Annotated in this window: 34 protein-coding genes, 2 pseudogenes and 1 riboswitch; of the genes and pseudogenes, 24 read left to right on the top strand and 12 right to left on the bottom strand. The window is 64.8% G+C overall.

Annotated features, from left to right (window positions below):
• Nucleotides 1-166: 166 nt before the first annotated feature.
• Nucleotides 167-700 (bottom strand): PRC-barrel domain-containing protein, encoded by a 534-nt coding sequence (locus LPJ38_RS14140; protein WP_145634857.1) that lies wholly within the window; start codon nt 698-700, stop codon nt 167-169.
• Between the two features lie 230 nt (nt 701-930).
• Complete coding sequence (locus LPJ38_RS14135) at nt 931-1,518, bottom strand: hypothetical protein (protein ID WP_145634860.1); 588 nt, start codon at nt 1,516-1,518, stop codon at nt 931-933.
• Nucleotides 1,519-1,697: 179 nt separating this feature from the next.
• On the opposite strand from LPJ38_RS14135, the gene LPJ38_RS14130 reads away from it, so the two are divergent.
• Complete coding sequence (locus LPJ38_RS14130; RefSeq protein ID WP_145634863.1) at nt 1,698-2,453, top strand: response regulator; 756 nt, start codon at nt 1,698-1,700, stop codon at nt 2,451-2,453.
• A 12-nt stretch (nt 2,454-2,465) separates the two neighbouring features.
• Nucleotides 2,466-3,791, top strand: coding sequence for an ATP-binding protein (locus LPJ38_RS14125; protein ID WP_145634866.1), 1,326 nt, complete (start codon nt 2,466-2,468; stop codon nt 3,789-3,791).
• Here the strand turns inward: LPJ38_RS14125 and LPJ38_RS14120 are convergent, their stop codons facing one another.
• Nucleotides 3,792-3,992 (bottom strand): hypothetical protein, encoded by a 201-nt coding sequence (locus tag LPJ38_RS14120; protein WP_008556166.1) that lies wholly within the window; start codon nt 3,990-3,992, stop codon nt 3,792-3,794.
• Nucleotides 3,993-4,223: 231 nt separating this feature from the next.
• On the opposite strand from LPJ38_RS14120, the gene LPJ38_RS14115 reads away from it, so the two are divergent.
• The 11 genes and pseudogenes from LPJ38_RS14115 to LPJ38_RS14065 all read left to right on the top strand — a co-directional run bounded on the left by LPJ38_RS14115 (nt 4,224) and on the right by LPJ38_RS14065 (nt 13,163).
• Entirely contained in the window at nt 4,224-4,790 is a 567-nt protein-coding gene (locus LPJ38_RS14115) for a lytic transglycosylase domain-containing protein (protein WP_145634869.1), read from the top strand.
• A 128-nt stretch (nt 4,791-4,918) separates the two neighbouring features.
• A riboswitch (TPP riboswitch) is annotated at nt 4,919-5,047 on the top strand.
• Complete coding sequence (locus LPJ38_RS14110; RefSeq protein ID WP_145634872.1) at nt 5,035-6,045, top strand: FAD-dependent oxidoreductase; 1,011 nt, start codon at nt 5,035-5,037, stop codon at nt 6,043-6,045. It overlaps the preceding riboswitch by 13 nt.
• Nucleotides 6,036-6,233: a sulfur carrier protein ThiS gene (thiS, locus tag LPJ38_RS14105; protein WP_008556150.1), complete on the top strand. Its 198-nt coding sequence runs from the start codon at nt 6,036-6,038 to the stop codon at nt 6,231-6,233. The genes LPJ38_RS14110 and thiS overlap by 10 nt, the downstream gene beginning before the upstream one ends.
• A gap of 165 nt (nt 6,234-6,398) precedes the next feature.
• Nucleotides 6,399-7,181, top strand: coding sequence for a thiazole synthase (locus LPJ38_RS14100; protein ID WP_145634874.1), 783 nt, complete (start codon nt 6,399-6,401; stop codon nt 7,179-7,181).
• Nucleotides 7,168-7,776, top strand: coding sequence for a thiamine phosphate synthase (locus LPJ38_RS14095; protein WP_145634877.1), 609 nt, complete (start codon nt 7,168-7,170; stop codon nt 7,774-7,776). Before LPJ38_RS14100 ends, LPJ38_RS14095 begins: the two co-directional genes overlap by 14 nt.
• Nucleotides 7,777-7,948: 172 nt before the next feature.
• Nucleotides 7,949-9,847: a phosphomethylpyrimidine synthase ThiC gene (gene thiC, locus LPJ38_RS14090; protein WP_145634880.1), complete on the top strand. Its 1,899-nt coding sequence runs from the start codon at nt 7,949-7,951 to the stop codon at nt 9,845-9,847.
• Between the two features lie 64 nt (nt 9,848-9,911).
• Complete coding sequence (locus LPJ38_RS14085; protein WP_145634883.1) at nt 9,912-10,478, top strand: hypothetical protein; 567 nt, start codon at nt 9,912-9,914, stop codon at nt 10,476-10,478.
• Between the two features lie 96 nt (nt 10,479-10,574).
• On the top strand, nt 10,575-11,093 hold the full coding sequence (locus LPJ38_RS14080; RefSeq protein WP_145634887.1) for a mismatch-specific DNA-glycosylase: 519 nt from the start codon (nt 10,575-10,577) through the stop codon (nt 11,091-11,093).
• 235 nt (nt 11,094-11,328) lie between these two features.
• Nucleotides 11,329-11,974, top strand: a pseudogene (locus LPJ38_RS14075) (glutathione S-transferase family protein).
• 92 nt (nt 11,975-12,066) lie between these two features.
• Nucleotides 12,067-12,459 (top strand): hypothetical protein, encoded by a 393-nt coding sequence (locus LPJ38_RS14070; RefSeq protein ID WP_145634892.1) that lies wholly within the window; start codon nt 12,067-12,069, stop codon nt 12,457-12,459.
• An 11-nt stretch (nt 12,460-12,470) separates the two neighbouring features.
• Nucleotides 12,471-13,163 (top strand): annotated as a pseudogene (locus LPJ38_RS14065) (glutathione S-transferase C-terminal domain-containing protein).
• Between the two features lie 107 nt (nt 13,164-13,270).
• Here the strand turns inward: LPJ38_RS14065 and LPJ38_RS14060 are convergent.
• A complete protein-coding gene (locus LPJ38_RS14060) occupies nt 13,271-13,705 on the bottom strand; it encodes a hypothetical protein (protein ID WP_145634895.1) in 435 nt (144 codons plus the stop codon).
• Between the two features lie 498 nt (nt 13,706-14,203).
• Between LPJ38_RS14060 and LPJ38_RS14055 the strand changes: the two genes are divergently transcribed.
• The 3 genes from LPJ38_RS14055 (at nt 14,204) to LPJ38_RS14045 (ending at nt 15,490) form a co-directional block, all read left to right on the top strand.
• Complete coding sequence (locus LPJ38_RS14055) at nt 14,204-14,587, top strand: RidA family protein (protein ID WP_145634902.1); 384 nt, start codon at nt 14,204-14,206, stop codon at nt 14,585-14,587.
• A 150-nt stretch (nt 14,588-14,737) separates the two neighbouring features.
• Nucleotides 14,738-14,998 (top strand): hypothetical protein, encoded by a 261-nt coding sequence (locus tag LPJ38_RS14050; RefSeq protein ID WP_145634905.1) that lies wholly within the window; start codon nt 14,738-14,740, stop codon nt 14,996-14,998.
• Nucleotides 14,999-15,238: 240 nt separating this feature from the next.
• Nucleotides 15,239-15,490: a hypothetical protein gene (locus tag LPJ38_RS14045; RefSeq protein ID WP_145634909.1), complete on the top strand. Its 252-nt coding sequence runs from the start codon at nt 15,239-15,241 to the stop codon at nt 15,488-15,490.
• Nucleotides 15,491-15,578: 88 nt separating this feature from the next.
• Here the strand turns inward: LPJ38_RS14045 and LPJ38_RS14040 are convergent, their stop codons facing one another.
• Nucleotides 15,579-16,064: a J domain-containing protein gene (locus tag LPJ38_RS14040; protein WP_145634912.1), complete on the bottom strand. Its 486-nt coding sequence runs from the start codon at nt 16,062-16,064 to the stop codon at nt 15,579-15,581.
• Nucleotides 16,065-16,175: 111 nt separating this feature from the next.
• Between LPJ38_RS14040 and LPJ38_RS14035 the strand changes: the two genes are divergently transcribed.
• The 3 genes from LPJ38_RS14035 to LPJ38_RS14025 all read left to right on the top strand — a co-directional run bounded on the left by LPJ38_RS14035 (nt 16,176) and on the right by LPJ38_RS14025 (nt 18,033).
• Nucleotides 16,176-16,943, top strand: coding sequence for an SDR family NAD(P)-dependent oxidoreductase (locus LPJ38_RS14035; protein ID WP_145634915.1), 768 nt, complete (start codon nt 16,176-16,178; stop codon nt 16,941-16,943).
• A gap of 203 nt (nt 16,944-17,146) precedes the next feature.
• A complete protein-coding gene (locus LPJ38_RS14030) occupies nt 17,147-17,395 on the top strand; it encodes a helix-turn-helix domain-containing protein (RefSeq protein WP_145634918.1) in 249 nt (82 codons plus the stop codon).
• Between the two features lie 116 nt (nt 17,396-17,511).
• The gene (locus tag LPJ38_RS14025) at nt 17,512-18,033 is read left to right on the top strand and encodes a collagen-like domain-containing protein (protein WP_145634921.1); all 522 of its coding nucleotides are present in this window, start codon (nt 17,512-17,514) and stop codon (nt 18,031-18,033) included.
• A gap of 96 nt (nt 18,034-18,129) precedes the next feature.
• Here LPJ38_RS14025 and LPJ38_RS14020 read toward each other — a convergent pair whose 3' ends face one another.
• Both LPJ38_RS14020 and LPJ38_RS14015 read right to left on the bottom strand, forming a co-directional pair.
• Entirely contained in the window at nt 18,130-18,351 is a 222-nt protein-coding gene (locus tag LPJ38_RS14020; RefSeq protein WP_145634924.1) for a hypothetical protein, read from the bottom strand.
• Nucleotides 18,352-18,448: 97 nt separating this feature from the next.
• Nucleotides 18,449-18,715: a DUF2277 domain-containing protein gene (locus LPJ38_RS14015; RefSeq protein ID WP_145634927.1), complete on the bottom strand. Its 267-nt coding sequence runs from the start codon at nt 18,713-18,715 to the stop codon at nt 18,449-18,451.
• 276 nt (nt 18,716-18,991) lie between these two features.
• Between LPJ38_RS14015 and LPJ38_RS14010 the strand changes: the two genes are divergently transcribed.
• Nucleotides 18,992-19,336: a hypothetical protein gene (locus LPJ38_RS14010; RefSeq protein WP_145634930.1), complete on the top strand. Its 345-nt coding sequence runs from the start codon at nt 18,992-18,994 to the stop codon at nt 19,334-19,336.
• A 129-nt stretch (nt 19,337-19,465) separates the two neighbouring features.
• Nucleotides 19,466-20,068: an MSMEG_1061 family FMN-dependent PPOX-type flavoprotein gene (locus LPJ38_RS14005; protein ID WP_145634933.1), complete on the top strand. Its 603-nt coding sequence runs from the start codon at nt 19,466-19,468 to the stop codon at nt 20,066-20,068.
• 117 nt (nt 20,069-20,185) lie between these two features.
• Here the strand turns inward: LPJ38_RS14005 and bfr are convergent, their stop codons facing one another.
• The 3 genes from bfr to LPJ38_RS13990 form a co-directional block, all read right to left on the bottom strand.
• Nucleotides 20,186-20,674: a bacterioferritin gene (bfr, locus tag LPJ38_RS14000; protein WP_008556076.1), complete on the bottom strand. Its 489-nt coding sequence runs from the start codon at nt 20,672-20,674 to the stop codon at nt 20,186-20,188.
• A gap of 132 nt (nt 20,675-20,806) precedes the next feature.
• Nucleotides 20,807-21,079: a (2Fe-2S)-binding protein gene (locus LPJ38_RS13995; protein WP_145634936.1), complete on the bottom strand. Its 273-nt coding sequence runs from the start codon at nt 21,077-21,079 to the stop codon at nt 20,807-20,809.
• A gap of 161 nt (nt 21,080-21,240) precedes the next feature.
• A complete protein-coding gene (locus LPJ38_RS13990; protein WP_145636056.1) occupies nt 21,241-21,546 on the bottom strand; it encodes a hypothetical protein in 306 nt (101 codons plus the stop codon).
• A gap of 135 nt (nt 21,547-21,681) precedes the next feature.
• Here LPJ38_RS13990 and LPJ38_RS13985 point away from each other — a divergent pair, with 135 nt between their 5' ends.
• Together LPJ38_RS13985 and LPJ38_RS13980 are read left to right on the top strand one after the other, a co-directional pair.
• Entirely contained in the window at nt 21,682-22,002 is a 321-nt protein-coding gene (locus LPJ38_RS13985; protein ID WP_145634939.1) for a hypothetical protein, read from the top strand.
• A gap of 214 nt (nt 22,003-22,216) precedes the next feature.
• Nucleotides 22,217-22,498: a hypothetical protein gene (locus LPJ38_RS13980; RefSeq protein WP_008556068.1), complete on the top strand. Its 282-nt coding sequence runs from the start codon at nt 22,217-22,219 to the stop codon at nt 22,496-22,498.
• A gap of 82 nt (nt 22,499-22,580) precedes the next feature.
• Here LPJ38_RS13980 and LPJ38_RS13975 read toward each other — a convergent pair whose 3' ends face one another.
• Together LPJ38_RS13975 and ettA are read right to left on the bottom strand one after the other, a co-directional pair.
• Nucleotides 22,581-23,807 (bottom strand): lytic murein transglycosylase, encoded by a 1,227-nt coding sequence (locus LPJ38_RS13975; protein ID WP_145634942.1) that lies wholly within the window; start codon nt 23,805-23,807, stop codon nt 22,581-22,583.
• Nucleotides 23,808-23,814: 7 nt separating this feature from the next.
• Nucleotides 23,815-25,464: an energy-dependent translational throttle protein EttA gene (ettA, locus tag LPJ38_RS13970; protein ID WP_145634944.1), complete on the bottom strand. Its 1,650-nt coding sequence runs from the start codon at nt 25,462-25,464 to the stop codon at nt 23,815-23,817.
• 234 nt (nt 25,465-25,698) lie between these two features.
• Between ettA and LPJ38_RS13965 the strand changes: the two genes are divergently transcribed.
• On the top strand, nt 25,699-25,914 hold the full coding sequence (locus tag LPJ38_RS13965) for a hypothetical protein (protein ID WP_060735149.1): 216 nt from the start codon (nt 25,699-25,701) through the stop codon (nt 25,912-25,914).
• Nucleotides 25,915-25,966 lie beyond the last annotated feature (52 nt).

Here is a 25,966-nt window from a genome sequence, read left to right as displayed (position 1 = left end):
CAGCGTCATGGCCGGGCTTGTCCCGGCCATCCACGCCTTTCCTAGGCTCGCCAAGAACGTGGATGCCCGGGACAAGCCCGGGCATGACCGCATGCGAGGTGAAAGACGCGACAGCGCGCCCGGTGAAAACCGGGCGCCCGTCGTTTGGGTCGTCAGTCGAGCCGCATTACTCCGAGTACTTGAACTGCGGCATGTTCTTCAGCTCGTCCTTGCTGGCATTGAACACGGCGTGGTCCGGGTACCATTTCGAGGTGGACGACGTCGAGGTCGCAGCCGGCTTGTTGTCGGTGCCGGTCGCAGCGCCCGTGGTGGTGGTCGCCGCGGGCTTGGCACCCGGGTTCGCGCCGGTACCGGTGTAGGCGACGGCCTCGTTGACGAACTTCAGCTTCTCATAGGGCACGGCGACGAGATGCTCGCCCATGCCGAGGAAGCCGCCGACGCCGATCACGGCAATCTTGATGTCGCCGTTCTTGTCCATCAGCAGGTCGTTGATCGTGCCGATGTTCTCGTTGGCTTCATTGTAGACCTTCAGGCCGTCCATCTTCGACGTACGCCACTGGCCGGACGCGGTCGTGGACGTCGTCGTGGCGGTGGTGGCCGCAGGGGCCGCCTTGTCGGTGGTGGCGGGCGGCGATTGCGCGAACGCAACGGTCGTCAGCAGGGCAGTGCCGGCGAGGCCGGCAACGATCGACTTCATCATGTTGTCCTCTCCTTCAGCAAAAAACTCGTGCGGAGAAAACAGCGCTGATCACGCGCAGTTCCTTGTGCGCGGCAATTTCGTCGCGCTTTGCGCGAGCGCGATATCGAGTGGGAGATGTTCCTGCGTCACTCAGGAACATTTTGCGGCGCACGGTTCCCCGCCGACGATCATGCGCCCTGGGTGAAGCATGATCGCGGCGAGGACACGCGCCGACCTGGCGTCGCCCGGGGTCAGCTCTTGTAGTCGATCAGCAGCGCGGAGAAGCTCGAGCCGCTCGACGCGCTGCCACTCGCGCCGTAGGACGACGCCGACGATTGGGACTGCTGGAGCGCCTGGAGGAATTGCTGGAGTATTTCGGCCGTCGTGGACCCGGTCGACGTGCTGCTGGTCGACGATGTCGTCGTAGAATCCGAAGAGCTGTCGTCCGGCGGCGGGCCCGGCGGCGGTCCGCCTGCTCCACCGGGACCGCCAGCTCCACCGGGGCCACCCGCCCCGCCCGGGCCACTGGCGAAGGCGGACTGAAACACGCTCTTCAGCTCCTCGGCCTGGTCGGCGGTCAGCGTCCCGTTCGACACCTCGTTCGAGATCAGGTCGTCGATCTTCGACTGCATCTCGTCCTTGGAGGGCCGCGTGCCGCGCGACTGGTCGCTCGCGCGGCTCTGCTGGAGTGCGGTGTCGATGTCGGTCAGCGCCGTCGAAAGCGCGGATTGGTCCGACGACGAGATCGTGCCGGCGGAGACTTGCGATTGCAACTCCTGCTGTAGCCGCTGCAGCGGCGATTGGTGGCTGCCGGCGGAGGCCGCCGAAATCGAGGTCATGATGGCTCCGTGGATCTTGCGGGTTTCGTCGCGAGCGGCGCCACGGTATGGTTTACGGCCTTAACGAGAACTTGCCGCTCCACGGCCCGGTCGTGTCCCGGCATTGCGGCAAGACCTCCAGAAACATCCTGAAACAAAATTCTTCGCCATTCGGCCCAAATCTTGGACAAACAAAGCGCATGACCATTCCCAATCCCAACATCCTGGTCGTCGAGGACGACCGCGAAACCCGGACGTTGATTGCGAAATACCTGCGCAACAACGCCTGCAACGTCACCGCCGTGAGCGACGGCCGCGAGATGTCGCGCGCGATGGCCGACCATCGCGTCGACCTGATCATCCTCGACGTCATGCTGCCGGGCGAGGACGGTCTCAGCCTCTGCCGCAAGCTGCGCGCGGAGTCGCAGACGCCGATCATCATGCTGACCGCGCGCGGCGAGGACGTCGACCGCATTGTCGGCCTGGAGATGGGCGCGGACGACTATCTGCCGAAGCCGTTCAACCCGCGCGAGCTGCTCGCCCGCATCAACGCGGTGCTGCGCCGCCAGGCCGCGGCTCAGGCGGCGAGCTCGATCGAAGGCGCTTCCACGCTTGCCTTCGAAGGTTGGCGTATCGATCTGCGCATGCGCGAACTACGCAATCCCGAAGGCGCGCGCGTCGCGGTGACCAGCGCCGAGTTCGATCTGCTGAGGACGTTCTGCGAGCGGCCCGGTCGCGTGCTGTCGCGCGACAGCCTGCTCGACCTCACGCAAGGGCGCAACACCGGCTCGTTCGAGCGCTCCATCGACGTGCTGGTGAGCCGCATCCGCCGCAAGATCGAGCCCAATCCGTCCGACCCCACCATCATCAAGACGGTGCGCTCCGGCGGCTATCTGTTCACGCCGCGAACCGAAGCGGCAAGTCCCGAAGCGGTGACCGCGCCCCTGAGCAGCTGAGGAACGGCCGTCATGATGCCGTTCCGCTTCTTCCACCTCAAGAGCATCGGCGGGCAGATCGCCGCTCTGGTGGTGGCCTCGATCGTCGCGCTGCATCTGATCCTCACCGCGAGCTTCCTGATCAGCCGGCCGGACCGCGCCGAGCCGCCCGACAGTGCGCACCAATTGGCCGATGCCGCCCTGCTGCTCAACGGTGCCGATGCAGGCGAGCGGCCGCGCCTTCTCGCCGATATCGCTCGCGCGTTTCCCAAAGCGAACATCGAGATCCTCGCGCCGGAAACGGCCGCCCTCGCCGCCGATCGTGAGAGTCCCCACCTGCGCAATGTGCGACGGCATCTTAGTCCCCAGTACAGGGTGGTCGCGCTGGCGCCGCAGGACGGCGCGCAGCGTGTCGCGGTCGAACTATCTGACGGCACCATGATCGCGGGCCGCGTCGAGCACGGCCCCCGTCCGCCGCGATTCTGGGGCGGACCGTGGATGATCACGCTGCTGTTCGCGCTGATCAGCGTCACCATGCTCGGCCTGTGGGCGGCCTATGCGCTCGCCGCGCCGCTGTCGTCCTTCGCCAGGGCCGCGGAGAATTTCAGTCTTGACGGCGCCGCCGAGCCGCTGCCCGAGCGCGGCCCGGAGGAGATCCGCTCGGTGGCGCGCGCACTCAACCGCATGCAGGAGCGCATCGCGCGGCTGATGTCGGACCGCACGCGGATGCTCGCCGCGATCAGCCACGACCTGCGCACGCCGATCACGCGCCTGCGGCTGCGCGCCGAGTTCATCGAGGACGAGGGCAACCGCAAGCGCATGCTGATCGACCTCGACCAGATGCGCTCGATGCTGGAATCGGTGCTGTCGCTGCTGCGCAACGACCGCAAGGTCGAGGCGGTGACGCTGGTGGACATCGCCAGCACGCTCCAGCTCGTCGCCGACCAGTTCGGTGACATGGGCCATGTCGTGCATTACGAGGGACCGGCCTCCGCGACCGCCGCCGCGCGGCCCGACGACCTGCATCGCGGTGTCACCAACCTCGTAGAGAACGCGGTGCGCTTCGGCGCCGAGGTCACGATCCGCCTCGACGTCTCCAGCACCACGCTCGTCATCGACGTCGAGGACGACGGCCCCGGCATCTCGGATGCGCGCAAGCAGGAAATGCTCGAGCCGTTCGTGCGCGGCGACGATGCGCGCACGATGGACGAGTCCACTGGCTTCGGGCTCGGCCTGTCGATCGCGCGCGCGATCGCGCTCGCCCATGGCGGCGAGCTGTCGCTACACGATCGCGCCCCGCACGGGTTGATCGTGCGGATGCAATTGCCGGTTTGGCAGGAGCCGCGGCTGGCGGCGTAATCAAGCCGCGAGCGGCGGATGCGCGATGGCCTCGCGCTCGAAGATCGCCACCGCCTCGAAGCGATAGCCGCAGGCCTGGCAGGCCCAAAGATAAGATACGCGTCCTTCGCCCGGCTCGATCCAGTCAGGGAACGGGATCGGTGTGCCACATTGCGCACAGGGGTTCTGCTTGGGGATGTCGCCGATGTCTGCTCGGGTCATGGACGTCCTCCCAAATGCTGTTTTCGAAGAGCGATTTTTGGGCGGATGCGCGAAGGGACAAACCTGCTGTCGCGTCGACGCGCACCACCGGTTCGGATCGTGACTCGGGTTTAAGTCGTAAAAGCGACCGCTCGGCGAAAATCGCCGCCGGCGACTTTTCGCCACATCATCGCCGTCTTCCCACGGCCTAACGCACAAGGGTGCAGGTCCGTTCGACCGAGGAACATTTCGATGAAGATTTTACGCATTGCCGCGCTGCTCGCGGCCGCACTGACATTGCCGCAGGCCGTCTTCGCCGGCGAGGCCGAATACGCCGAGATGGTCGCGGCCCATGCGCGTGCCAATGGCGTGCCGGAAGCGCTGGTGCACCGCGTCATCATGCGCGAGAGCCGCTATCAGCCGCACCTCGTCGGCCGCGGCGGCACCATCGGGCTGATGCAGATCAAGCTCGCGACCGCCCGCGGCGTCGGCTACACCGGCGATGCCGCCGGCCTGCGCGATCCCAACACCAACCTCACCTATGCCGTGAAGTACCTCGCCGGCGCCTACCGCGCCGCCAATGGCGACCACGCCCGAGCCGTGCGTTATTTCGCGGGCGGCTATTACTACGCTGCAAAGCGCCAGCGCCAGGAGATGGTGCAGGTCGCCAATATGGGCGAGACCAATATGGGTCAGGGCAATTTCGGCCAGCCTTGGCTCGAGCCGAACGGCAACCCGCAGCCGATGTTCGGCGCGCCGTCGCACCGCAAGCTGGCGCAACGCGTCCGCAACGCGCGGGCGCAGGTTCCCGGTCAATGATCGCCGTCATGGCCGGGCTTGTCCCGGCCATCCACGGCCTTTCGGGCAGCGAGAACGTGGAGGCCCGGGACAAGCCCGGGCATGACGAGCCGTACGCGTTGACACCGTCCGTCACTGGCATACATTAGAGCCGTTCCGAGGGGTGCTCCGAGGAGGAGCTGAGATACCGCTAAACGGGCAATAACGCCCGGGACCGCGGTGACCCTTTGAACCTGATCCGGGTCATGCCGGCGAAGGGACAGGGATGTTGCAGACGACCAAGCGACCGGATTCACCGGTATCCATCATCGGCGCGGGCATTGCCGGAGCCTGGCAGGCGTTGTTGTTCGCGCAGGCCGGCCATGCCGTGACCCTACACGAGCGCGGTGACGCCGCGATGACCGATGCCACCAGCCATTGGGCCGGCGGCATGCTCGCGCCCTATTGCGAGGCCGAGGTCGCCGAGCCCATCATCAGCCGCCTCGGCTTGCGCTCCCTCGATATCTGGCGGCGCGAGCTGCCCGATACGCCGTTCAACGGTTCGCTCGTCGTCGCCCATCCGCGCGAGCGCAACGATTTCGAGCGCTTCGCCCGGATGACCGAGGGCCACCAGCGGCTCGATGCCGCCGGCCTCGCCGCGCTGGAGCCGTCGCTGGAGGGCCGCTTCCGCGACGCGCTGTTCTTTCCGACTGAAGGCCATGTCGAGCCGCGCCGCGTGCTGCCCAAGCTGCACGAGCGCATCAAGGCTGCCGGCGGCACCATCAAGTTCTCCAGCGATGTCGCCGCCAAGGATCTGGACGGCATCGTGATCGACTGCCGCGGTCTTTCTGCGCGCGACGAGCAAAGCGAGCTGCGCGGCGTCAAGGGCGAGATGATCCTGATCGAGACGGACGAGGTGCAGCTGTCGCGCCCGGTGCGGCTGATCCATCCGCGCTGGCCGCTCTACGTCATCCCGCGCGAGGACGGCCTGTTCATGCTGGGCGCGACCTCGATCGAGGCGGAAGACACCGGCGTCAGCGTCCGCTCCGCGCTGGAGCTGTTAGGTGCCGCCTATGCCGTGCATCCCGCGTTCGGCGAGGCCCGCATCGTCGAATTCGGCTCGGGCCTGCGTCCGGCCTTCCCCGACAACCTGCCGCGCATCGGCGTCCGCGGCGGCCGGATCAGCGTCAACGGGCTCTACCGTCATGGCTTCCTGCTCGCGCCTGTTCTCGCCGAGCTGACGCTCGCTTATGTCCAGCGCGGCCAGATCGACAATGAGGTGATGCAATGCGCGTGATCGTGAACGGTGAGCAGCGCGAGGTGAACTCCGCCAGCGTGGACGCGCTGCTCAGCGAGCTCGACTACGAGGGCAGCCATTTCGCCATCGCGCTGAACTACGACGTCGTGCCGAAAAGCCGCTGGGCGGAGACGCAGCTGAAAGCCGGCGACGAGATCGAGATCATCACGCCGCGGCAGGGAGGGTGAGGTGATGTCGCTCCACGCTCCGCTGTCATCGCCCGGCTTGACCGGGCGATCCAGTACGCCGCGGCTTCAGGTTTCCAGCCGCTCCGCCGCGGCGTATTGGATCCCCGCCTTCGCGGGGATAACAACGACATTTGGGCTGACACCGTCATTCAAGGAAACACCGACATGGTGACCTTCTACGGCAAGACCTTCGCCTCGCGCCTGCTGATCGGCAGCGCGCTCTATCCATCCCCCGCGATCATGCAGGCGGCGATCCGCGCCTCCGGCTCCAGCATCGTCACGGTGTCGCTGCGGCGCGAATCCGCCGGCGGCAAGACCGGCGATGCGTTCTGGAAGCTGATCCGCGAGCTCGATGTCACCGTGCTGCCGAACACCGCCGGCTGCCGCACCGTGCGGGAAGCCGTCACCACGGCCAAGCTCGCCCGCGAATTGTTCGGCACGTCCTGGATCAAGCTGGAAGTGATCGCCGACAACGACACGCTGCAGCCCGACGTCGTCGGCCTGGTCGAAGCCGCGACCATCCTGATCAAGGACGGCTTCGAAGTGTTTCCCTATTGCACCGAGGACCTCTCGGTCGCGAACCGCCTGGTCGATGCCGGCTGCAAGGTGGTGATGCCGTGGGCAGCGCCGATCGGCAGCGCCAAGGGCATCATCAACCGCGACGCACTGAAGCTCTTGCGCGACCGCCTCCCCGACATCACGCTGGTGGTCGACGCCGGCCTGGGCGCGCCGAGCCACGCCGCCCACGCGCTCGAGCTCGGCTATGACGCCGTGCTGCTCAACACCGCCATCGCCAAAGCCGCCGATCCCGTCGCGATGGCGAATGCCTTCCGCCTCGGCTGTGAGGCCGGCCGCACCGCTTACGAAGCCGGGCTGATGAATTCTCGCGATTTCGCCTCCCCCTCAACCCCTGTCGTCGGGACACCCTTCTGGCATGCCGTATCCTGATCGCTTCTATCCCGTCGTCGATAGCCTCAAATGGGTCGAGCGGCTGACCAAGCTCGGCGTCGGCACCATCCAGCTGCGCGCCAAGGAGCTCAACGACGCCGACGCGCTGCAGGTCGTCACCGATGCGCTGGCGATCACCAAGGGCACGCAGGCCAAGCTGGTCGTGAACGATTATTGGCGCGCGGCGGTCGTCGCCGGCGCGAAATATCTGCATCTCGGCCAGGAGGACCTCGCCGAAGCGGACCTCAAGGCGATCCGCGAGGCCGGGCTGTCGCTCGGCATCTCCACCCATGACGACGCAGAGCTCGCGACCGCGCTCGCGGCAAAGCCCGATTACGTCGCGCTCGGCCCGATCTTCTTCACGACGCTGAAGTCCATGCGCTTCGAGCCGCAGGGCATTCCAAAGATCACGGAATGGAAGCAGCGCATCGGCGACATCCCGCTGGTCGCGATCGGAGGCATCAAGTTCGAGCACGCCGCCGAGATCTTCGCCGCCGGCGCAGATTCGATCGCGGTGGTCTCGGACGTCACGCAACACCCCGATCCCGATGCCCGCGTGCGGCAATGGCTCGGCCTGTCGAAGGAGGCTGCATGATGCTCGCTCCGCTCTCACCACTCGTCATTGCGAGGAGCACTTGCGACGAAGCAATCCAGACTGCTTCTGCGGAAGCATTTCTGGATTGCTTCGCTGCGCTCGCAATGACGGAGCAAGACGTCATCAGCGTCGCCCAGACGCACACACATACGAATTAAACCGGAGGATCCCCATGAACATCCGCTCCAATCCCGACAAGACCGTGCCCGCCGTCACCACCGGCCCCCTTCCCTCCTCGCGCAAGATCTTCGCCTCGCCCGATGCCGCGCCCGATCTGCGCGTGCCCTTGCGCGAGATCATCCTCTCCGAAGGCGCGGGCGAGCCCAACCTGCCGGTCTACGACACCTCCGGCCCCTACACCGATCCGTCCGTCACCATCGACGTCAACGCCGGCCTTGCCCGCCATCGCAAGCAATGGGTGCTGGAGCGCGGCGGCGTCGAGGAATATGAGGGCCGCCAGATCAAGCCGGAAGACAACGGCAGCGTCTCCACCGACAAGGCCGCGCGCGCCTTCTCGGCCTATCACAAGCCGCTGCGCGGCCTCGACGGCCACAAGATCACCCAGCTCGAATTCGCCCGCGCCGGCATCGTCACCAAGGAGATGATCTACGTCGCCGCCCGCGAAAATCTCGGCCGCAAGCAGCAGCTCGAGCGCGCGGAAGCAGCTCTTGCCGACGGCGAGAGTTTTGGTGCATCGGTGCCCGCCTTCATCACGCCGGAGTTCGTGCGCGACGAGATCGCGCGCGGCCGCGCCATCATCCCCTCCAACATCAACCACAGTGAACTCGAGCCGATGATCATCGGCCGCAACTTCCTGACCAAGATCAACGCCAACATCGGCAACTCGGCCGTGACCTCGTCGGTCGAGGAAGAGGTCGAGAAGATGGTGTGGGCGATCCGCTGGGGCGCCGACACCGTGATGGACCTCTCGACGGGCCGCAACATCCACACCACGCGCGAATGGATTTTGCGCAACTCGCCGGTGCCGATCGGTACCGTGCCGATCTACCAGGCGCTGGAGAAGTGCAACGGCGATCCCGTCAAGCTGACCTGGGAGCTCTACAAGGACACGCTGATCGAGCAGTGCGAGCAGGGCGTGGACTATTTCACCATCCACGCCGGCGTGCGCCTGCAATACATCCACCTCACTGCCAGCCGCGTCACCGGCATCGTCAGCCGCGGCGGCTCGATCATGGCGAAGTGGTGCCTGGCGCATCACAAGGAGAGCTTCCTCTACACGCATTTCGACGAGATCTGCGATCTCATGCGCAAGTATGACGTCTCGTTCTCGCTCGGCGACGGCCTGCGTCCGGGCTCGATCGCCGATGCCAACGACCGCGCGCAGTTTGCCGAGCTGGAGACGCTCGGCGAGCTCACCAAGATCGCGTGGGACAAGGGCTGCCAGGTCATGATCGAAGGCCCCGGCCACGTGCCGATGCACAAGATCAAGATCAACATGGACAAGCAGCTCAAGGAGTGCGGCGAGGCGCCGTTCTATACGCTTGGACCGCTGACCACCGACATCGCGCCGGGCTACGACCACATCACGTCAGGCATCGGCGCCGCCATGATCGGCTGGTTCGGCTGCGCCATGCTCTGCTACGTCACGCCGAAGGAGCATCTCGGCCTGCCCGATCGCAACGACGTCAAGACCGGCGTCATTACCTACAAGATCGCCGCCCATGCCGCCGACCTCGCCAAGGGCCACCCCGCCGCGCAACTGCGCGACGACGCGCTCTCGCGCGCGCGGTTCGAATTCCGCTGGACCGATCAGTTCAACCTCGGCCTCGATCCTGATACCGCGAAGAACTTCCACGACGAGACCCTGCCGAAGGAAGCCCACAAGGTCGCCCATTTCTGCTCGATGTGCGGCCCAAAATTCTGCTCGATGAAGATCACGCAGGACGTGCGGGACTACGCGGCGACGCTGAACGATCCGAACAGCGTGGGCATGTCGATGAGCGGCACCGCGGAGGACGGCATGGCGAAGATGAGCGCGAAGTTCAAGGAGATGGGCGAGAGCTTGTATCTGGATGCGGAGAAGGTGAAGGAGAGTAATCGGGTGTTGTGAGGGCGTCTGGGGGTTTCGGGACGACATTGTCGTCCCGAAAGTCGCAACACGATGCGAACAGTCCATGCGGTTTGAAGTATTGCCAGGACTACCACCTTACGGCCCGCCTGCCGTATCGTTCACAGAACGTGGCGATAGCGAGTTTCGTGAAGGTTTGGTTGTTCGCTTCTATCCAAAGATGTCCGAGCCGTGGATCGGTAATTTCCTCGGTGGCATGTCCGATTATACCAATGTGTTTGACCACCCCAACGGGACGGACGTGATCGTTGTCGCTTGGGGCGAGACCTTTATTATCGATCCGGGGCACCGCGCGATTCGAGAGCACCTTGCCAGTGATACTCAGCGAGCAATTCCCGTACCAGCTCTTGGGCTCGTCCTTTTCCAAGGTCTCGTCGGCTTCAACGCTGTTCGGTCAGATGGTTCGCGATGGAGGAGTCCGCGGATCTCGTGGGATAGCTTCCGCGATATCAATGTTGTTGAAACCGAGCTTACCGGCGAAGCATGGACTCCGATCGGAGATGCGTGGGTGCCGTTTGCCCTCGATCTTCTGACCGGCCGTTGCACCGGCGCAATCTATGAAGCGGATATGACTCGGTCGTTGCGCGCTACGCCAAGGGTAGATCTATCGTAGAAAGCGTAGTCCGGATGAGCAAAGCGATATCTCGGATTGACAATTGCCTGGCACACAGCTGCCGCTCATGCGACCTAAAATCTGCGGATAGATGATTTGCCCGCGCTCGACCTCCATCGCCTCCCCGACCAGCTCTGTCCCAACCTCCGTCTCGTCTTCGTCGGCACCGCCGCCTCGACGCGCTCTGCCGAACTCGGGCACTACTACGCCCATCCCGGCAACCGCTTCTGGCGCGCGATCCATGAGGCCGGGATCACGCCGCGGCGCTATCAGCCAAGCGAGTTTGCCGCGCTGATCGAGCTCGGGATCGGCTTCACCGATCTCTGCAAGACGGGCGCCGGGATGGATCACCAGATCGCGGCGGAAGCGATCGACCTATCGGGCTTCAGGGCGAAGATGGAGAAGTACCGGCCGCGGACGATTGCGTTCACGAGCAAGAAGGCGGCGAGCTTGTTTTACGGCAGGCCGTCGCGCGGGATTGCGCTGGGGCGGCAGATTCGGGATCAAAGCTTGCCGGAGATTTTCGTGTTGTCGTCGCCATCGGGGGCTGCGTCGGGGAGCTGGACGCTGGAGCCGTGGCGGGAGCTGGCGAAGTGGATTGGTCGCGCACCCTGAACGGCACTTGCCGAATTGCATCTGCTCTCGTGTCCCGGGCAAGCGTAGCGCAGACCCGGGCCCCAGAAGCTCCGGCACGCGTTCGTCATGGGCCCCGGCTCTGCAGCGCATCACGCCGCAAATGGCGGAGCGCTGCACTGCGTCCGGGGCACCACCACCGATATTTTGCACACAGTCTGTCGGCAGCCCGCATCCGTCGTTCGTCCTCTGGAAACGATCACCCCGGAGCCATCCCATGCCCACCATCACCGCCTTCGAAAACTCCCCCGACCGCGGCCGCGGGCAGGCGCGCGACATGCGGGTTCGCTGGGCGCTGGAGGAGGTCGGCCAGCCCTATGACGTTCGCCTTCTCTCCTTCGCCGCGATGAAGGCGCCGGCGCACCTCGCGCTGCATCCGTTTGGGCAGATCCCGACCTATGAGGACGGCGATCTCGCGCTGTTCGAATCCGGCGCGATCGTGCTCCATATCGCCGAGCGTCATGCCGGGCTGCTGCCGAGTGAGCCGAACGCACGAAGCCGCGCCATCGCGTGGATGTTCGCCGCGGTCAGCACAATGGAGCCGCCGATCGTCGAGCTCACCATGGCGATGCTGTTCGAGCGCGACAAGGACTGGTACGAAGCGCCTGCCCATGCTGCACGAGCGCGTCCGCGTCAGGCTCGGCGAGCTCTCTCGCCGCCTCGGTGGTGCCGACTGGCTCGACGGCGCGTTCAGCGCCGGCGATCTCATGATGGTGACGGTGCTGCGGCGGCTGAACACGTCGGGTCTGCTGGACGAATTTCCCGACATCGCCGCCTATGTCGCCCGCGGCGAGGCGCGGCCTGCCTTCAGGCGGGCATTCGCTGCGCAACTGGCGGTGTTCACGGCCACGTCGCGTCCGTAGCCCGCGACGGTTGCAAGCCTGCGGCTGCGGCGATACGACTGAGGTGGACGTCCCCGATATCATGGGCCGGCATAAGCCAGGACACCACCGCGATGAGCGACAATCTGACCGGCGTCTGGGAGGGCAGCTACATCCAGCCGGGTGTCGGAATGATCACGTTCACGGCCACGCTGGTCGAGACCGGGGGCGCGCTCGGCGGGAGCGTGACCGAGCCCTGCATGATGCCGGGCTGCCCGCTCAGCACGCACAATTCCTGGATTGCCGGTCATCGCTCCGGCAGCGCGGTCTCCTTCGTCAAGCGCTACGACCCGCCCGGCTTCGGCTACGACCGCGTCACCTATGAGGGCACGGTGAACGCGGACGCGACCGAGATCGACGGGCGCTGGCGCGTGTCGGGGTATTCCGGATCGTTCCTGATGATCCGCGCCAGTAAGCCTGCGCAGGCGGTTACGACCGAGACGCGCGCCAAGGAACCAACCCGCTAAGGGGCGCAACGATGCTGACCCTCTACTCCTACCCGGAACTGTTCGGCGTCGCCGACAACAACGGCTACGGCCTCAAGGTCTACGCGTTCCTCAAGCTCGCTTGCGTGCCGTTCGTGCACGAGCACGTCTTCGATGCCTCAGCGGCGCCGCGCGGGCAACTGCCTTACATCATCGACGACTTTGAGACCATCGGCGACAGCGAGACCATCATCGCGCACGCGACCGCGAAATATCGCCTCTCGATCGATGCCGGCCTGTCACCGGACCAGCGCCGCACCAACCATTTCGTCACGCGCATGCTGGACGATCTCTACTGGGTGATGTCCTATTCGCGCTGGAAGGACGAGCGCTTCTATCCGGCGTTCCGCGATGCCTTCATCGCGCAGCATCCGCAGATCGACGCTGCCGGCTTCGAGAAGGCCAAGGCCACCAACGCGCAGCGGTATCATTTCCAAGGCATTGGCCGCTACACGCCCGAGCAGGCTTACGCGCGAGGGCTCGCCGATCTGCAGGCGCTGGCGGAGATCGTGCCGGCGGCCGGCTTCGTGCATGGCGCGGCGCCGACGAGCGTCGATGCCGGCATCTACGGCTTCATCGCCAACATTTAGTACTTTCCGATCCCGACGCCGCTGAAGGCCTTCGTCGATGCGCACGCCAACCTCGTCGCGCATTGCGGCCGGATTCATGCGATGGTGAGCGCGTAGGCCGTATTCGTAGGTGGGTTGGCGCAGCGTAACCCACCACTTCTGCTCCTGCGGAAACCAAAGAGGTGGGTTAAGCGTTCGGCTAACCCACCCTACGGCACCGTCTGCTACCGCATCGTGATCGCGAGCCCGCTGAGATCGGCATTCGCCATCAGGCCGACCTGCGTGCCCGACAGCTCCAGCACGGCGCCCTTCTGGTTGGTCAGCACGATGGCGCGGGCGCCGGAGCCGACGGCGATGCCGGCGCCGGCGGCGCCGTAGACGCCGGCGACGTCGGAGGGACGGTTGATGTTGGAGACGCGGCCGCGCAGCACGGTCTTCGAGCCGCCGAAGACGAGGCCGTAATCGAGACCGCCGGTGGAGAGCCCGTAGGTGCGGCCGCGGAAGTTGAGCACGCCCGAGCCGCCGGAACCGCCGATGATCCAGCCCGCCTTGTAGATCGTCAGCGTCACGAAGCCGCTGTCGGCCTGCGCCGCAGTCGAGAGGCCGGCAAGAGCGGCGATGGCGACGAGCGCGGCGCTGACGGTGGATGCGAGCTTCATGGGTGTCTCCGTGGGCTATTTTTCAAGGCAGGATTCGAATCAGATGCGACGAATCTATCCGATCGATCGCGGCGGCAACATGATGGAGGCGGAGGTGAGACGTGGGGAGACGACGGGTCACACAGCGTAGTCTCATACGAGCTCGCGTTGCGCACCGTGTCGCCGCAGCGTCATGGCCGGGCTTGACCCGGCCATCCACGTCTTCCTCTCGGCGCAAAGAACGTGGATGCCCCGGGCCTTCGCCTCGCCGAAGCGGCCTGGGCCGCGCAGGCGGGACAAGCCCGGGCATGACGGCAGAGCCTTGAGCTACCCCATCGCCAATCATGCCATTCTGCCCCTGTTTTGCCCGACGGAGCAACATCCAATTCCGATTTTCAGAACGCATTGACAAGCCTCATCTTTTCTACTGTGCATGGGGTTGTTTTCGCACTTTGTGTTTTGAGAAGCCCTTGCCTGCCGCTACGCTCATCCGTCAGCGACCATCCCCGAGGTGATCCCATGCCGATCCAACATTTCGCACCCCCGCCGCACGTCAAGGCGCCGCCGCTGTCCTTTGCCACCCGCGTCGGCGATCTCCTGTTTGTCTCCGGCATTCCCGGCTTCGATGCGAATGGCGCGCTGCCCGACGGCTTCGAGGCGCAGTTCGCCAACGTCGTCGTCAACATCCGCCGCGTGCTGGACGAAGCTGGCGCGACGTTCGGCGACCTCGTCAAGGTCAACGTGCTCTTGACCCGCGCCGGCGATGTCGCCGCCATGAACGCGCTCTATGCCGGCGCCTTCGGCCCGCCGCCGTATCCCGCACGCACCACCTGCGTGGTGCAGGCGCTGCCCGATCCGAAGATGCTGATCGAGATCGAGGCGGTGGCCTCGTTATCACCGTGAACCTGCTACGTGTGACCCGACGGGCACGCAGGCAAACCAAATTGCCGGCTGCACCTGACATGTCCGTGAACGGCCGCTTCCCCCGGCTTGCAAAGGGCTTGCTTTTACCGCACGAATTTTCGCATCCCACATCCCCAAAGGAGATACTTCATGCGTCGCGTTCTCGCCCTCTGTGCCGTTGCCGGCATCGCCAGTTCCGTGTTCGCCGTGCCCGCCTCGGCCAAGGTTGGCTATTACGTGATCCGCTGGGACAACACCGGCATCTGCCAGATCTGGAACGAGGACCTTCAGCAAAAGCCGTTCCAGTTCGGCGTATCGACCTACAAGGTGGTCAGCAAACCGTTCCCGACCTTCCAGCAGGCCTCCGACGTTCAGATCAAGATGCGCACAGAGCGCCGCTGCACGCTCTGAGCACGGCACGACGGATCGAGTTCGAAGGGCGGGTCGCGCAGGCGATCCGCCCTTTGCTTTTGCGGGCGGCGCCTGCGTTTTGCGGCCGAAATTCACGCACTTTCCGCGGCCCTGCTTTGAACCTCGTTGGCAGGCGGAACTACTCACATCTTGTCCGGGGCGCCTGCCAAGCGCGTCCCGCACCATCCCTCCCCGTCATTGTCGGGAGGCGCATCCATCTTTCATTTTGAGGAGCTGATCATGCGTCGTATTTCCATGCTGTGCGCTGCCGCCGGTCTCGCCGTCACTGCGTTCGTCTCCGCCAGCCCTGCCGAAGCCAGCTATCACCTGATCCGCTGGCAGGACAGCGGCTTCTGCCAGATCTGGGACGAGAGCATTCCGACGACGCCGTGGCCGGCCGGCTATCATCGCGCCAGCGCGAGCGTGCCGACCTTCATTGACGCCCTCGCGGTGAAGGACGCCGCGCTCAAGAGCGGTAGCTGCACCTGGTAAGATTTCGATCGGCGGACGAAGAACCGGGCAAGGACCAGCGTCCTTGCCCGGTTTTGTTGTTGGTGTTTGTGTCAACGGACGCTGACCCTCACACGTCCTTGTGCGCGCCGGGATGGATCAGGATGTCGCGCGCGGCGGCGAGATCGATGAAGGCCTCCGTGCTGCCGCCGTGGTCGGGATGCATGCCCTTGGCGGCGCGGCGATAGGCCCGGTTGATGTCCTCGCAGGTGAGCTGCACCGCGAGCGGCAGGCCGAGCACCTTGCGGGCGCGGTCTTCGCTCGACAGTTTCTTCGGCATGGCGTTGCGGCGGCCGAAGCGCGGCGCGCTCAGATCATGAATGACCTCGAGCACCACACCGATGCGGCGCTGCGCCGCCAGTGTGACGCTGTGATCGTCATTGTCCACGGCCTGGCGCAGCACGGGAAGCGCCTGCTCCGCCGCCTGCCGCAGCGTGACGTCCGTGCTCATCCGCACGATCTCAGCGACGATCCGGCCGGCCTCGGCCCAGTTGGCCGACTGCGCCGACCGCGGCCGTTCCAGAGCGAGTTTCCAAGATTCGAGCCGTTCCATCATGCGCGCAACGTTTAGCAATGAAGATCAGTATGCCAAGGCCGCCGTTTCCGACCCCTTAATTTCGAGTTAGCTTTTCGTGAAACTTCGAAAAGAAAACGGGAGGAAACTGTCATGGCATTGCTCGCAAATCACATCGCCGTCGTCACCGGCGCCGGTTCCGGCATCGGCCGGGCCATTGCGGCCGGCTACGCGCGGGAAGGCGCGCAAGTGGTGCTGCTCGACGTCAATGCCGACACCGTCGCGGAAGCCGCGGAGGAGATCCGCAAAGCCGGCGGCAAGGCCGAGAGCTTTGCGCTCGACGTTGTCAGGCGCGAGGACTGCTTTGCGCTGGCGAAGCAAGTCGCCGACAAGGTCGGGCAGGTCTCGATCCTCGTCAACAACGCCGGCATCACCCGTCGCAACGCCTTCACCGCCGAGACCGAAACGGTGGCGAAGGACTGGAACGACATCATCTCGCTCAACCTCAATGGCGTCTTCAACGTGACGCAGGCGTTCCTCGCGCCCTTGCGCGCGAGCAAGGGCCGCATCGTCAATATCGGCTCGATCCAGTCCTTCGTGCATCTGCGCACGCCGAGCTCGGCGGCCTACACCACCTCGAAGCACGGCGTGCTCGGCTTCACCAAGGCGCTCGCCGTCGAGCTCGGCAAGGAAGGCGTGCGCGTCAACGCGATCGGGCCCGGCTTCATCGAGACCAACATCAACGCCAATGTGCGCGCGACCAATCCGGCGCTGGTGCAGGCCTTCGTCGATCACACCCCGCTGGCGCGCACCGGCAAGCCCGAGGACATCGTCGGCCCCGCGATCTTCCTGGCGTCGGATCTGTCGGCCTATGTCACGGGAACGATCGTGATGGTGGACGGCGGCTACCGGACGGTGTGATCCGGCGCGAGATAGGTTCGCATCAATTCGCATCCGCCGCCAATCGCGGCGGCTTCGCGGCATTCCTGAGGTCAATTGGTGCGATCGCCCGCGGTTAACCTTTCGTTAACCAAACCCGCCCACCGTAGATCTACGGCTTGGGGGTCGTTTGTTCTCGATCCGCTTCCAACGATGGAAGCGGGCGTTGGTCGGGGAGTATATTGATGACCACTGTTCATGTCGCTGCGCCCGAGCAGGGCGCCCAATTCCTTGCACCCAACCAGATCGTTCCGCTGCTGATCGGTGCCACCGTCGACGAGGTCGAGCGTGAGCTCGTGCTCCAGACGCTGGCGCGCTGCGACGGCAACCGAACGCGCGCCTCGCGCGTGCTCGGCCTGTCGGTGCGCACGCTGCGCAACAAGATCCGGATCTATGCGGCATCCGGCATCGACGTGCCCGCCTATCAGGACTAGCGCGGCAAGACGGCGCGCCGATTGATGTTGACCGATCCTGTACGAAGCGCGGGTGGAATTGCTGCTGTCGTCAAACGCCGCTAAGTAGCTTGCTTCCGTGACCAGGGAGCAGCGGCGTGGCAGACGATCAGGGACGACGGCAGGGGCCTCAGGGACCGCGCGGGCGGCAGGGCGAGCCGGGACGGCCGGGACCGCAGGGTCATCCGGGCCGGCGCGGCCCCGATGGCGCGCGCGGCAAGCCGGGTCCGCAGGGCAAGCCGGGGCCGATCGGAAAGGCGGGACCGCAAGGCAAGCCCGGTCCGCAAGGCAAGCAGGGCGAAGTCGGCCCGCGCGGGGCTATCGGCGCGCAGGGACCTGTCGGGCCGCAAGGTCCGGCAGGACCACAAGGCTCGCGCGGCGAGCCGGGGCCTGCCGGTCAACTGCCGTCGATCGAGCAGGTGCTGCCCTGGCTCGAGCAACTGTTCGATGCCTGGGACGAACGCCGCCGCCAGCGCGAGCGTGAGGCCGCCGAGCGAGAGGCGCTCGAGGCCGCGGTGCAGGAGACGGACGCGCCGATCGTCGATGGTGACAGCGAGGGCGACGACGGCGACGGCGGCGATTACAAGAAAAAGAAGAAAAAGAAGAAGCAGCGGGCTTAGCGACGTGCTTCTGCCCCGGACGCAGCGCGGCATGTCATGCTGCGTTGCTGAGCGGAGGCCGATCTCACCAACGGCGTCCAGGAGACGCGAACCTGATCAAGAGGCCCTAGAGGAATCATCCTTGCGCGGCAGCATGCCCATGCGCTCGAACTGCCAGCGCATAGCACGATACCAGAGATAGCCGACCAGCGTGCCGACCAGCGTCAGGATGACGAGGTTGACGCTGCTAGAAGACCCGCTCCACCACATCATCCAGGCGGTCCACAGCACCGTGAAGGTGACGGCACCTGCTTTTAGCGGAAGAAGGGGGCGGCTCATGTTCCTGCTCCGGGCTGTCGAAATCCCGGTGAGCATCATCGCGCAGTCTGGCGGACTTTTCCGTGAGCCAGATCACGTAAAGGGCCTTCGGGGAGAGCTAACCGAACCGAAGCCGCGAACGCTCCTTTGCCTTTTCCGCCTCGACCTCGCGGTCGCGCGCCGGCGCATGGGTGTGCAGCGAGCGCAATAGCTTTCGCGCTGCCTCCGACACTTCCGCCACTGCGCGCTCGAACACTTCCTCATTGGCCTGCGACGGCTTGTTGAAGCCCGACAGCTTTCGCACGAACTGAAGTGCGGAAGCATGAATCTCGTCCTCCGTCGCCGGCGGCTCGAAGTTGAACAGCGTCTTGATGTTGCGGCACATGCAGTCTCTCCGGATATGACCCAAGGACGATCGGCGGCGACGAAATCCTACATCCCTCCCCGCACGTCTGTTAAGTTCCCCGGCAACGCGGCCGCCGAACGCAACAAAGCATGGAACTGGCGCGCCGCTGATTTTGCAGCGCGTCAACGGCCGTCAATGCCGCATATTATTTGAGCATGCATTGCGCTGACAGCTCGGGCTTAATCGCGCCAACGATACGAATCGACGCGCAGACAATCGCGCGCGAAGGGCACGACAGGCGACGAGGAGGATCGCATGCACAGGCTAGCACTGTGCGTTTGGCTGACCGTGCTGACGAGCGCAGCGTTCGCAGTCGACAACGGGCAATACGATCATGTTCCGCCCGACATCCGCGCCTGGTTCAAGAGCGTGATCGCGCCGAACGGCGTGCCCTGCTGCGACATTTCGGACGGCCATCGCACCGAATACAATGTGCGCGGCGGCAGCTATTGGGTGCCGATCGAAGGACAATGGATCGAGGTGCCCGAGCGCGCCATCATCCGCGATCGCGGCAATCCAGTTGGTCAGGCCGTGGTGTGGTACGTCCACCACCGCGGCGCCATCATCATCAGCTGCTTCGTGCCGGCGGATGCGGTGTAGAGCACGATCCGGAAAAGTGCGCAGCCGTCTTCCGAGAAATCACGCTCGAGAAATAAAGCATCATGGATCTCGTTGGCTGCAGGCGCCCGATCGGGTAGCTTGAGGCTACGCTGATACGGAGGCACGCCGTTGACCAAACTGAGCGCCGAAGACCTCGCCACGATCTATGCCAAGCCGACCCCGCGCGTGATCGCGAAGGCACGGCCAGCGATCGATGCGCATGCGAGGAAGTTCATCGAGATGTCGCCGTTCTGCGTGCTCGCGACATCAGGCGCGGACGGCAGCGTCGATGCTTCGCCGCGCGGCGGCGGCGTCGGCTTCGTCCAGGTCGCCGGCCCCAACCAGCTGCTGATGCCCGACCGCTCCGGCAACAACCGGATCGACAGTTTTCGCAACGTCGTCGAAGGCTCCGGCTTCGTGCATCTGTTATTCTTCGTGCCGGGGATCGACGAGACCCTGCGCGTCGGCGGACGCGGCACGCTGTCGGCTGATCCGGATCTGCTGGCCTCGATGGTGGAGTTCGGCAAGCCGCCGCGCGCGGTGCTGAACGTCGCGGTCAGCGAAGTCTATTTCCATTGCGGCAAGGCGCTGATGCGCTCGAAGCTATGGTCATCGGAAAAGGTGCAGCGCTCGGTGATGCCGAGCATCATCGAGGTCATCCACGACCAGACTGGCCTGGGCGAACGGCAGAGCCAGGAGGTCGTGGAAGAAATCTACAAGACGCAGCTATAGGCGGGCGCAGTTTCTGTTCAAACGGGCCGCCATGCCCGGGCTTACCCCTGGGCATCGACGCCTTCGTCGTGCGGCACCACGTGGATGGCCGGGTCAAGCCCGGCCATGACGAAGGAGTTAGTGCCCCTCGCCCTCGAGGCCGCCGACGTGCTTCTGGGTGTAGAGCTCGAGGCCGATACGGCCGATCAGGTCGAGTTGAGTTTCGAGGAAGTCGATGTGATGCTCCTCGTCGCTCATCAGCTTCTCGAACAGGTCACGCGTGACGTAGTCCTTGGCGCCGTGGCAGTACGTCGCCGCTTCCTGATAGAGCGCCCGCGCGCTCATCTCGGCGGCGAGATCGCATTCGATGATCTCCTTGACGTTCTGGCCGATGCGCAGGGGATCGAGCACCTGCATGTTGGGAAAGCCGTCGAAGAACAGGATGCGCGCGGTGAGCTTGTCGGCGTGCTCCATCTCCTCGATCGACTCCTTGCGCCAGACCTTGGCCATGTCCAGCAGCCCCCAATTGTCGAGGAAACGGTAGTGCAGCCAGTACTGGTTGATCGCAGTCAGCTCGTGACGCAGCGCCTTGTTGAGATAATCGATGACTTTTGCGTCGCCCTGCATGGTCCACTCCAGCTCTTTGCAGTCCAAATCGGCCCTAAACCGAGTTTAGAATGCTTCTAAATGAGTTTGCGGGGGAGGGCAACCGGCTGCGGAGCCGCAATCGGGGAAAAACTCAGCGGACCGTCTGGAGGTTCAGCAGGCCGCGAGCGCGAACTGGGCCGGTTCGGAGGTCTCGTCGTTGGCCGCCACCGTGTGGCTGTGCGGACAGCCGGCACAGCAGGACTGAGCGCAGGGGCCGAGCGCTTCGTCGATGATGGTCTTGATGGTGCGGGCACAGCGGCCGCATTCCGCGTTACAGCCGAGGCACCCATAAACCTGTTTGGCATGGCGTACGGCGTCGTCGGACTCGGCGACGGCGGCGCGGATGTCGTCATCGCTCAGCACGTTACAGGAACAAACGATCATGGAAGCGGCAGGCCCTTCGGTGATGCGTCACCATCGATATTTAAGGGCCCGGCCGGATGCAAAAGGAAAAACCAGTATTTGAAGCTATTCCAAACTGGCCCGGATACAGCCTAGAACGGTTCAAAATCGGCGCGTTGCGGTGGATCAAGATTGGAGCGGATCTAGTCGCCGCCTCCGCCACCACCACCGTCGCCGCCTCCGCAATCCCCACCGCCGCTGCTGCTGCCGCCGTCGCTGCTGGAACAGCTGCCCCCGTCGGTCGAGCTTCCCGAACGGTCGCTGGAAAACCAGCTTCCCAGCGTGAAGCCGTCGCTGGTCCCGGAATAGCCGCCACCACTGCTAGTCCCGCTGTCGCCGCCGGCTGTCGCGCGGGAGCGTCGGCTGCCGTCTCGGAGATGCACGATCCAGCCGTAGCCGATCGCGCATACGATGCCAGCGGCAATCAATGCCGTCGCGTTGCCCATCATCGCCTCCCGGTGGAGTTGCGGTCCATATCGATTGGTCGCCGCCAGCAAAGGGGCCGTTCATTGATCATTCAAGCAAAGTATGGAACCTTACGCCTCAAGGAGTTCCCGCGTGTTCGTGCGAAAGGTCTTGCCCCCATGAAGAAGTCGCTCCTGGCAGTCGCTGCCATCGCAGCCTTGGCCTTGACGGCCGGGACCCCGGCCCAAGCCCAGCGCGGTGTCGCTGCGGGTGTGGCGGCCGGGATCATCGGCGGTGCCATTGTCGGCGGCGCGCTGGCCTCTCCGTATTATTACGGACCCGGACCCGGCTATTACGAACCGGGCTATTATCCGCCCCGCTACTACGCCCCCAGCCCGGGCTATGTTGCTGACGATTATTACGGCGGCTGCGCCTGGCAGAAGCAGCGCTTCTGGGACGGTTATGCCTGGCGCGTCCGCCGCGTCAGAGTCTGCGGCTGAGGCGCCGCAGGCCGGTTCACTACGGATGCGCCGTTCATCTCGGAGCCTGAAAAAGACCGCTTTTTCTCGTCACAGCTCCGTGTGCGTTTACCGTGGGTTGACCATTTGCGCGCTTCCTAAGCCCAACGGCCAATTCCATCAGAGTGTGCGTGAACCTTCGAAAACCCGGCCGCCCCTCACAAGGGGAGCCCCTTCTCCCAGGAGAGCCAAGAGCATGAAGAAGACTGTAGTTGCTGCCCTCACGGTCGCGACGGTTGCCGGTTCGCTGGTGACCGCCACCCCGTCCGCGAAGGCCCATGATGGCATCGGCGCCGGCATCGCAGCCGGCCTGATCGGCGGCGCGATCGTCGGCGGTGCCATCGCCTCGAGCCGCCCCGCTTATGGCGGCCCGGTTTACGTGGCCGAGCCCCCGCCGCCGGCGCCCTGCTATTGGCGTCGTGAGCGCTATTGGGACGGCTACGGCTGGGTCAGCCGTCCGATCCGCGTTTGCTACTGATCTGATCGCTGCGCGCGCATCCCGCGCCACGATCGAAGCCCGGCCGAGACCATCGGCCGGGCTTTTTCTTTGGTCGAAATCGTTATCGCGCCCCCTGGATCGAGCGCAGCACTTCTTCGCTCGGCCAGCAATCGACCTTGAGACCGGCCGACTTCTGGTAAGCGCCGAGCGCGGCGCGGGTCTGCATCCCCGCCTTGCCGTCGATCTTGTCCTTGTAGAGCCCAATGCGCGTGAGCCCGCGCTGCATGGTCTCGACGTCTGTCGTGCGCAGCTGCTTCGAAGCCGACCAGGGCGTTGCGAATGGCTGCGGGCTGGTCATGCGGTCGCTGAGATGGCCGACGAACAGCACATAGAGATCGGAGAAATTGTATTCCTTGATGACGAAGTAGTTCTTCGTGGTCAGGAACGAGGGGCCATAGATGCCCTCCGGCTGGAGCAGCGAGGCCGGCTGCGCCTGCTCGGCCGCACTGAGCTTTTGCCCACGCACCGGCACAAACCCCTCGCGCAGCCACTGGCCGATCGGCTTCGTCACCTCGGGCACGCCGATGGTGCAATCGACCTTGGCCGGCGCCTGCACCTCGTAGGCCCAGCGCACACCGCTTTGCCAGCCTTTGTTGACGAGTTGCTGCGCCGCGGAGGCCAGCGCATCCGGCACCGAGTGCCAGACGTCGATGCGGCCGTCGCCGTCGAAATCGACACCGTGCTTGTAATATTCGGATGGCAGGAACTGCGTCAGGCCGGTCGCACCGGCCCAGGACGAGCGCATGTCCTTGCGCGTGACGACGCCCTCGCCGAGGATCTTGAGCGCGACAATGAACTCGTTGCGATACTGATCCTTGCGGCGTCCGACATAGGCCTGCGTCGCCAGCACGCGCACCAGATCATGGGGCAGAGTGTGGCGGCCATAGTCCGTCTCGCGGCCCCAGATCGCGAGCATGACGGTCGCCGGCACGCCGGACTTCTTCTCGATCTCGTTCAGCGAGGCGCGGTATTTTTGCAGCAGCCGCTGCCCCTCGCTTGCAAGCCGCGCGATCGAGGCTTCCTTGACGTAGTCGGCCGGCACCTGCACGAACTCGGCCTGCGACGGTGCGCCGCTCGCGGGACGACCCGGCAGCAGCAGATCGGGCAGCTTGTAGTCGGGCTCGAGCCCGCGCGTCTCTCGCTCGAACGTCGCGCGCGACACGCCCGCAGCCTGCGCCTCCGGCCAAAGCGAGGCGATGAACTGGGTGAAGGCAGCGTCGGCGGCGCGGGCGGACGACCAGCCGCAGGTGACCACGATCACCGCAGCGATGAGCGCCCGCCGCATCATGCCGGGATCACCGCGTCAGCTTCTTGTACTTCACGCGGTGCGGAATGATGCTGTCCTGGCCGAGCCGGCGCATCTTGTCCTTCTCGTAATCCTGGAAGTTGCCTTCGAACCATTCGACGTGACTGTCGCCTTCGAACGCCAGGATGTGGGTCGCGATGCGGTCGAGGAACCAGCGATCGTGGCTGATGATGACGGCGCAGCCGGCGAAATCCTCCAGCGCCTCTTCGAGCGCGCGAAGCGTGTCGACGTCGAGGTCGTTGGTGGGCTCGTCGAGCAGCAGCACGTTGGCACCGGACTTGAGCATCTTCGCAAGATGCACACGGTTGCGTTCACCGCCGGAGAGTGCGCCGACCTTCTTCTGCTGGTCCGCGCCCTTGAAGTTGAACGACGAGCAATAGCCGCGCGAGTTCACTTCCTTCTTGCCGAGCAGGATCAGTTCGTTGCCGCCGGAGATCTCCTCCCACACGGTCTTCTTGCCGTCGAGCGCGTCGCGGGACTGATCGACATAGCCGAGATGGACGGTCTCGCCGACCGTGATCGTGCCCTTGTCAGGCGTTTCCTGCTTGGTGATCATCTTGAACAGCGTGGTCTTGCCGGCGCCGTTGGCACCGATCACGCCGACGATGCCGCCGGGCGGCAGCTTGAAGGTGAGATCGTCGATCAGGAGGCGATCGCCATAGCCTTTGCTCAAGTCCTCGAAATCGACCACGTTGGCACCGAGCCGCTCCGCGACCGGGATGATGATCTGCGCGGTCTGGGTCTGCTTCTCGCTGGCCTGCTTGAGCAGCTCCTCGTAGCGCTGGTAGCGCGCCTTGGACTTGGCCTGGCGTGCCTTCGGCGAGGACGCCACCCATTCCTGCTCGCGCGCCAGCGTCTTCTGGTGCGCGGCGTCCTCGCGTCCCTCCTGCTCCAGGCGCTTCTGCTTCTGCACCAGCCAGGAGGAGTAATTGCCCTCGTAGGGAATGCCGCGGCCGCGGTCGAGTTCGAGGATCCATCCCGTGACGTTGTCGAGGAAGTAGCGGTCGTGGGTGACGATCAGGATCGCGCCGGGATAGTTGCGCAGATGGCCTTCCAGCCACGACACCGACTCGGCGTCGAGATGGTTGGTCGGCTCGTCCAGCAGCAGAAGCTCGGGCCGGTCGAGCAGGAGGCGGCACAGCGCGACGCGGCGGCGTTCACCGCCCGAGAGCTTGGTCACGTCGGCATCGTCGGGCGGGCAGCGCAGGGCATCCATGGCCTGGTCGACCTTGCTGTCGAGATCCCACAGGCCTTGGGCCTCGATCTCGTCCTGCAGCTTGGTCATCTCGTCGGCGGTCTCGTCGGAATAGTTGACCGCGAGCTCGTTGTAGCGGTCGAGGATCGCCTTCTGCTTGGCGACGCCCTGCATGACGTTCTCGCGGACCGAGAGCTTCGGATCGAGCTGCGGCTCCTGCTCGAGATAGCCGACACGGGCGCCCTCGGCGACCCAGGCCTCGCCGGTGTATTCCTTGTCGAGGCCGGCCATGATCTTGAGCAGGGTCGACTTGCCCGAGCCGTTGACGCCGAGCACGCCGATCTTGGCGTCCGGGTAGAAGCTCAGATGGATGTTATCGAGCACCTTCCGGGTCGGGTAGCTCTTGGTCAGGCCCTGCATAAAATAGATGAACTGGCGCGCCATCGGTCCCGTGAAACCTTCGATTTGAGGAAATTTGCTTCGCCAGCGATGTAACGATCCCGCCTCCAAAGGGCAACGTTTTCCGTCCGTTCACCACGGTTGAATACGGTTTGGACACCATGTCGCCGCCGATCCGGACAATTGAAACCATCTTTTAATAAATTAGGCCAAAGCTCGGTTTCGCGCGGAAACAGCGCGCCCGCTCAGAACGAACGGGGAGCACGGCGAGACAGCGTCATGGCACTGATCGAAACCCACTCGCTTCCTGTGCCGGCAGAAACCGGGCACGCCTCCGGCTTCGTCTCGGAGATCAAGGGCTTCTGGAAGCGCTTCTTCGCCACGGCGTTCAACCCCTACCGGCCCGAGCTGCACTACATGCGCGGCCCCGGCCCGGCCTGGCGCGCCAAGCACGGCATGGATGCGCCGTTCCGCCTGAAGCCGCGCGACCTCTGAACCCTCCTTCCCTATCGGATTTTTGAACGCGCCAGCTGCTTGCGCACAGCTG

Source organism: Bradyrhizobium daqingense, assembly GCF_021044685.1.
Taxonomy (GTDB): domain Bacteria; phylum Pseudomonadota; class Alphaproteobacteria; order Rhizobiales; family Xanthobacteraceae; genus Bradyrhizobium; species Bradyrhizobium daqingense.
Note: the sequence above shows the minus strand (reverse complement) of the source record. Positions and strands in the feature narration are given on the sequence as shown.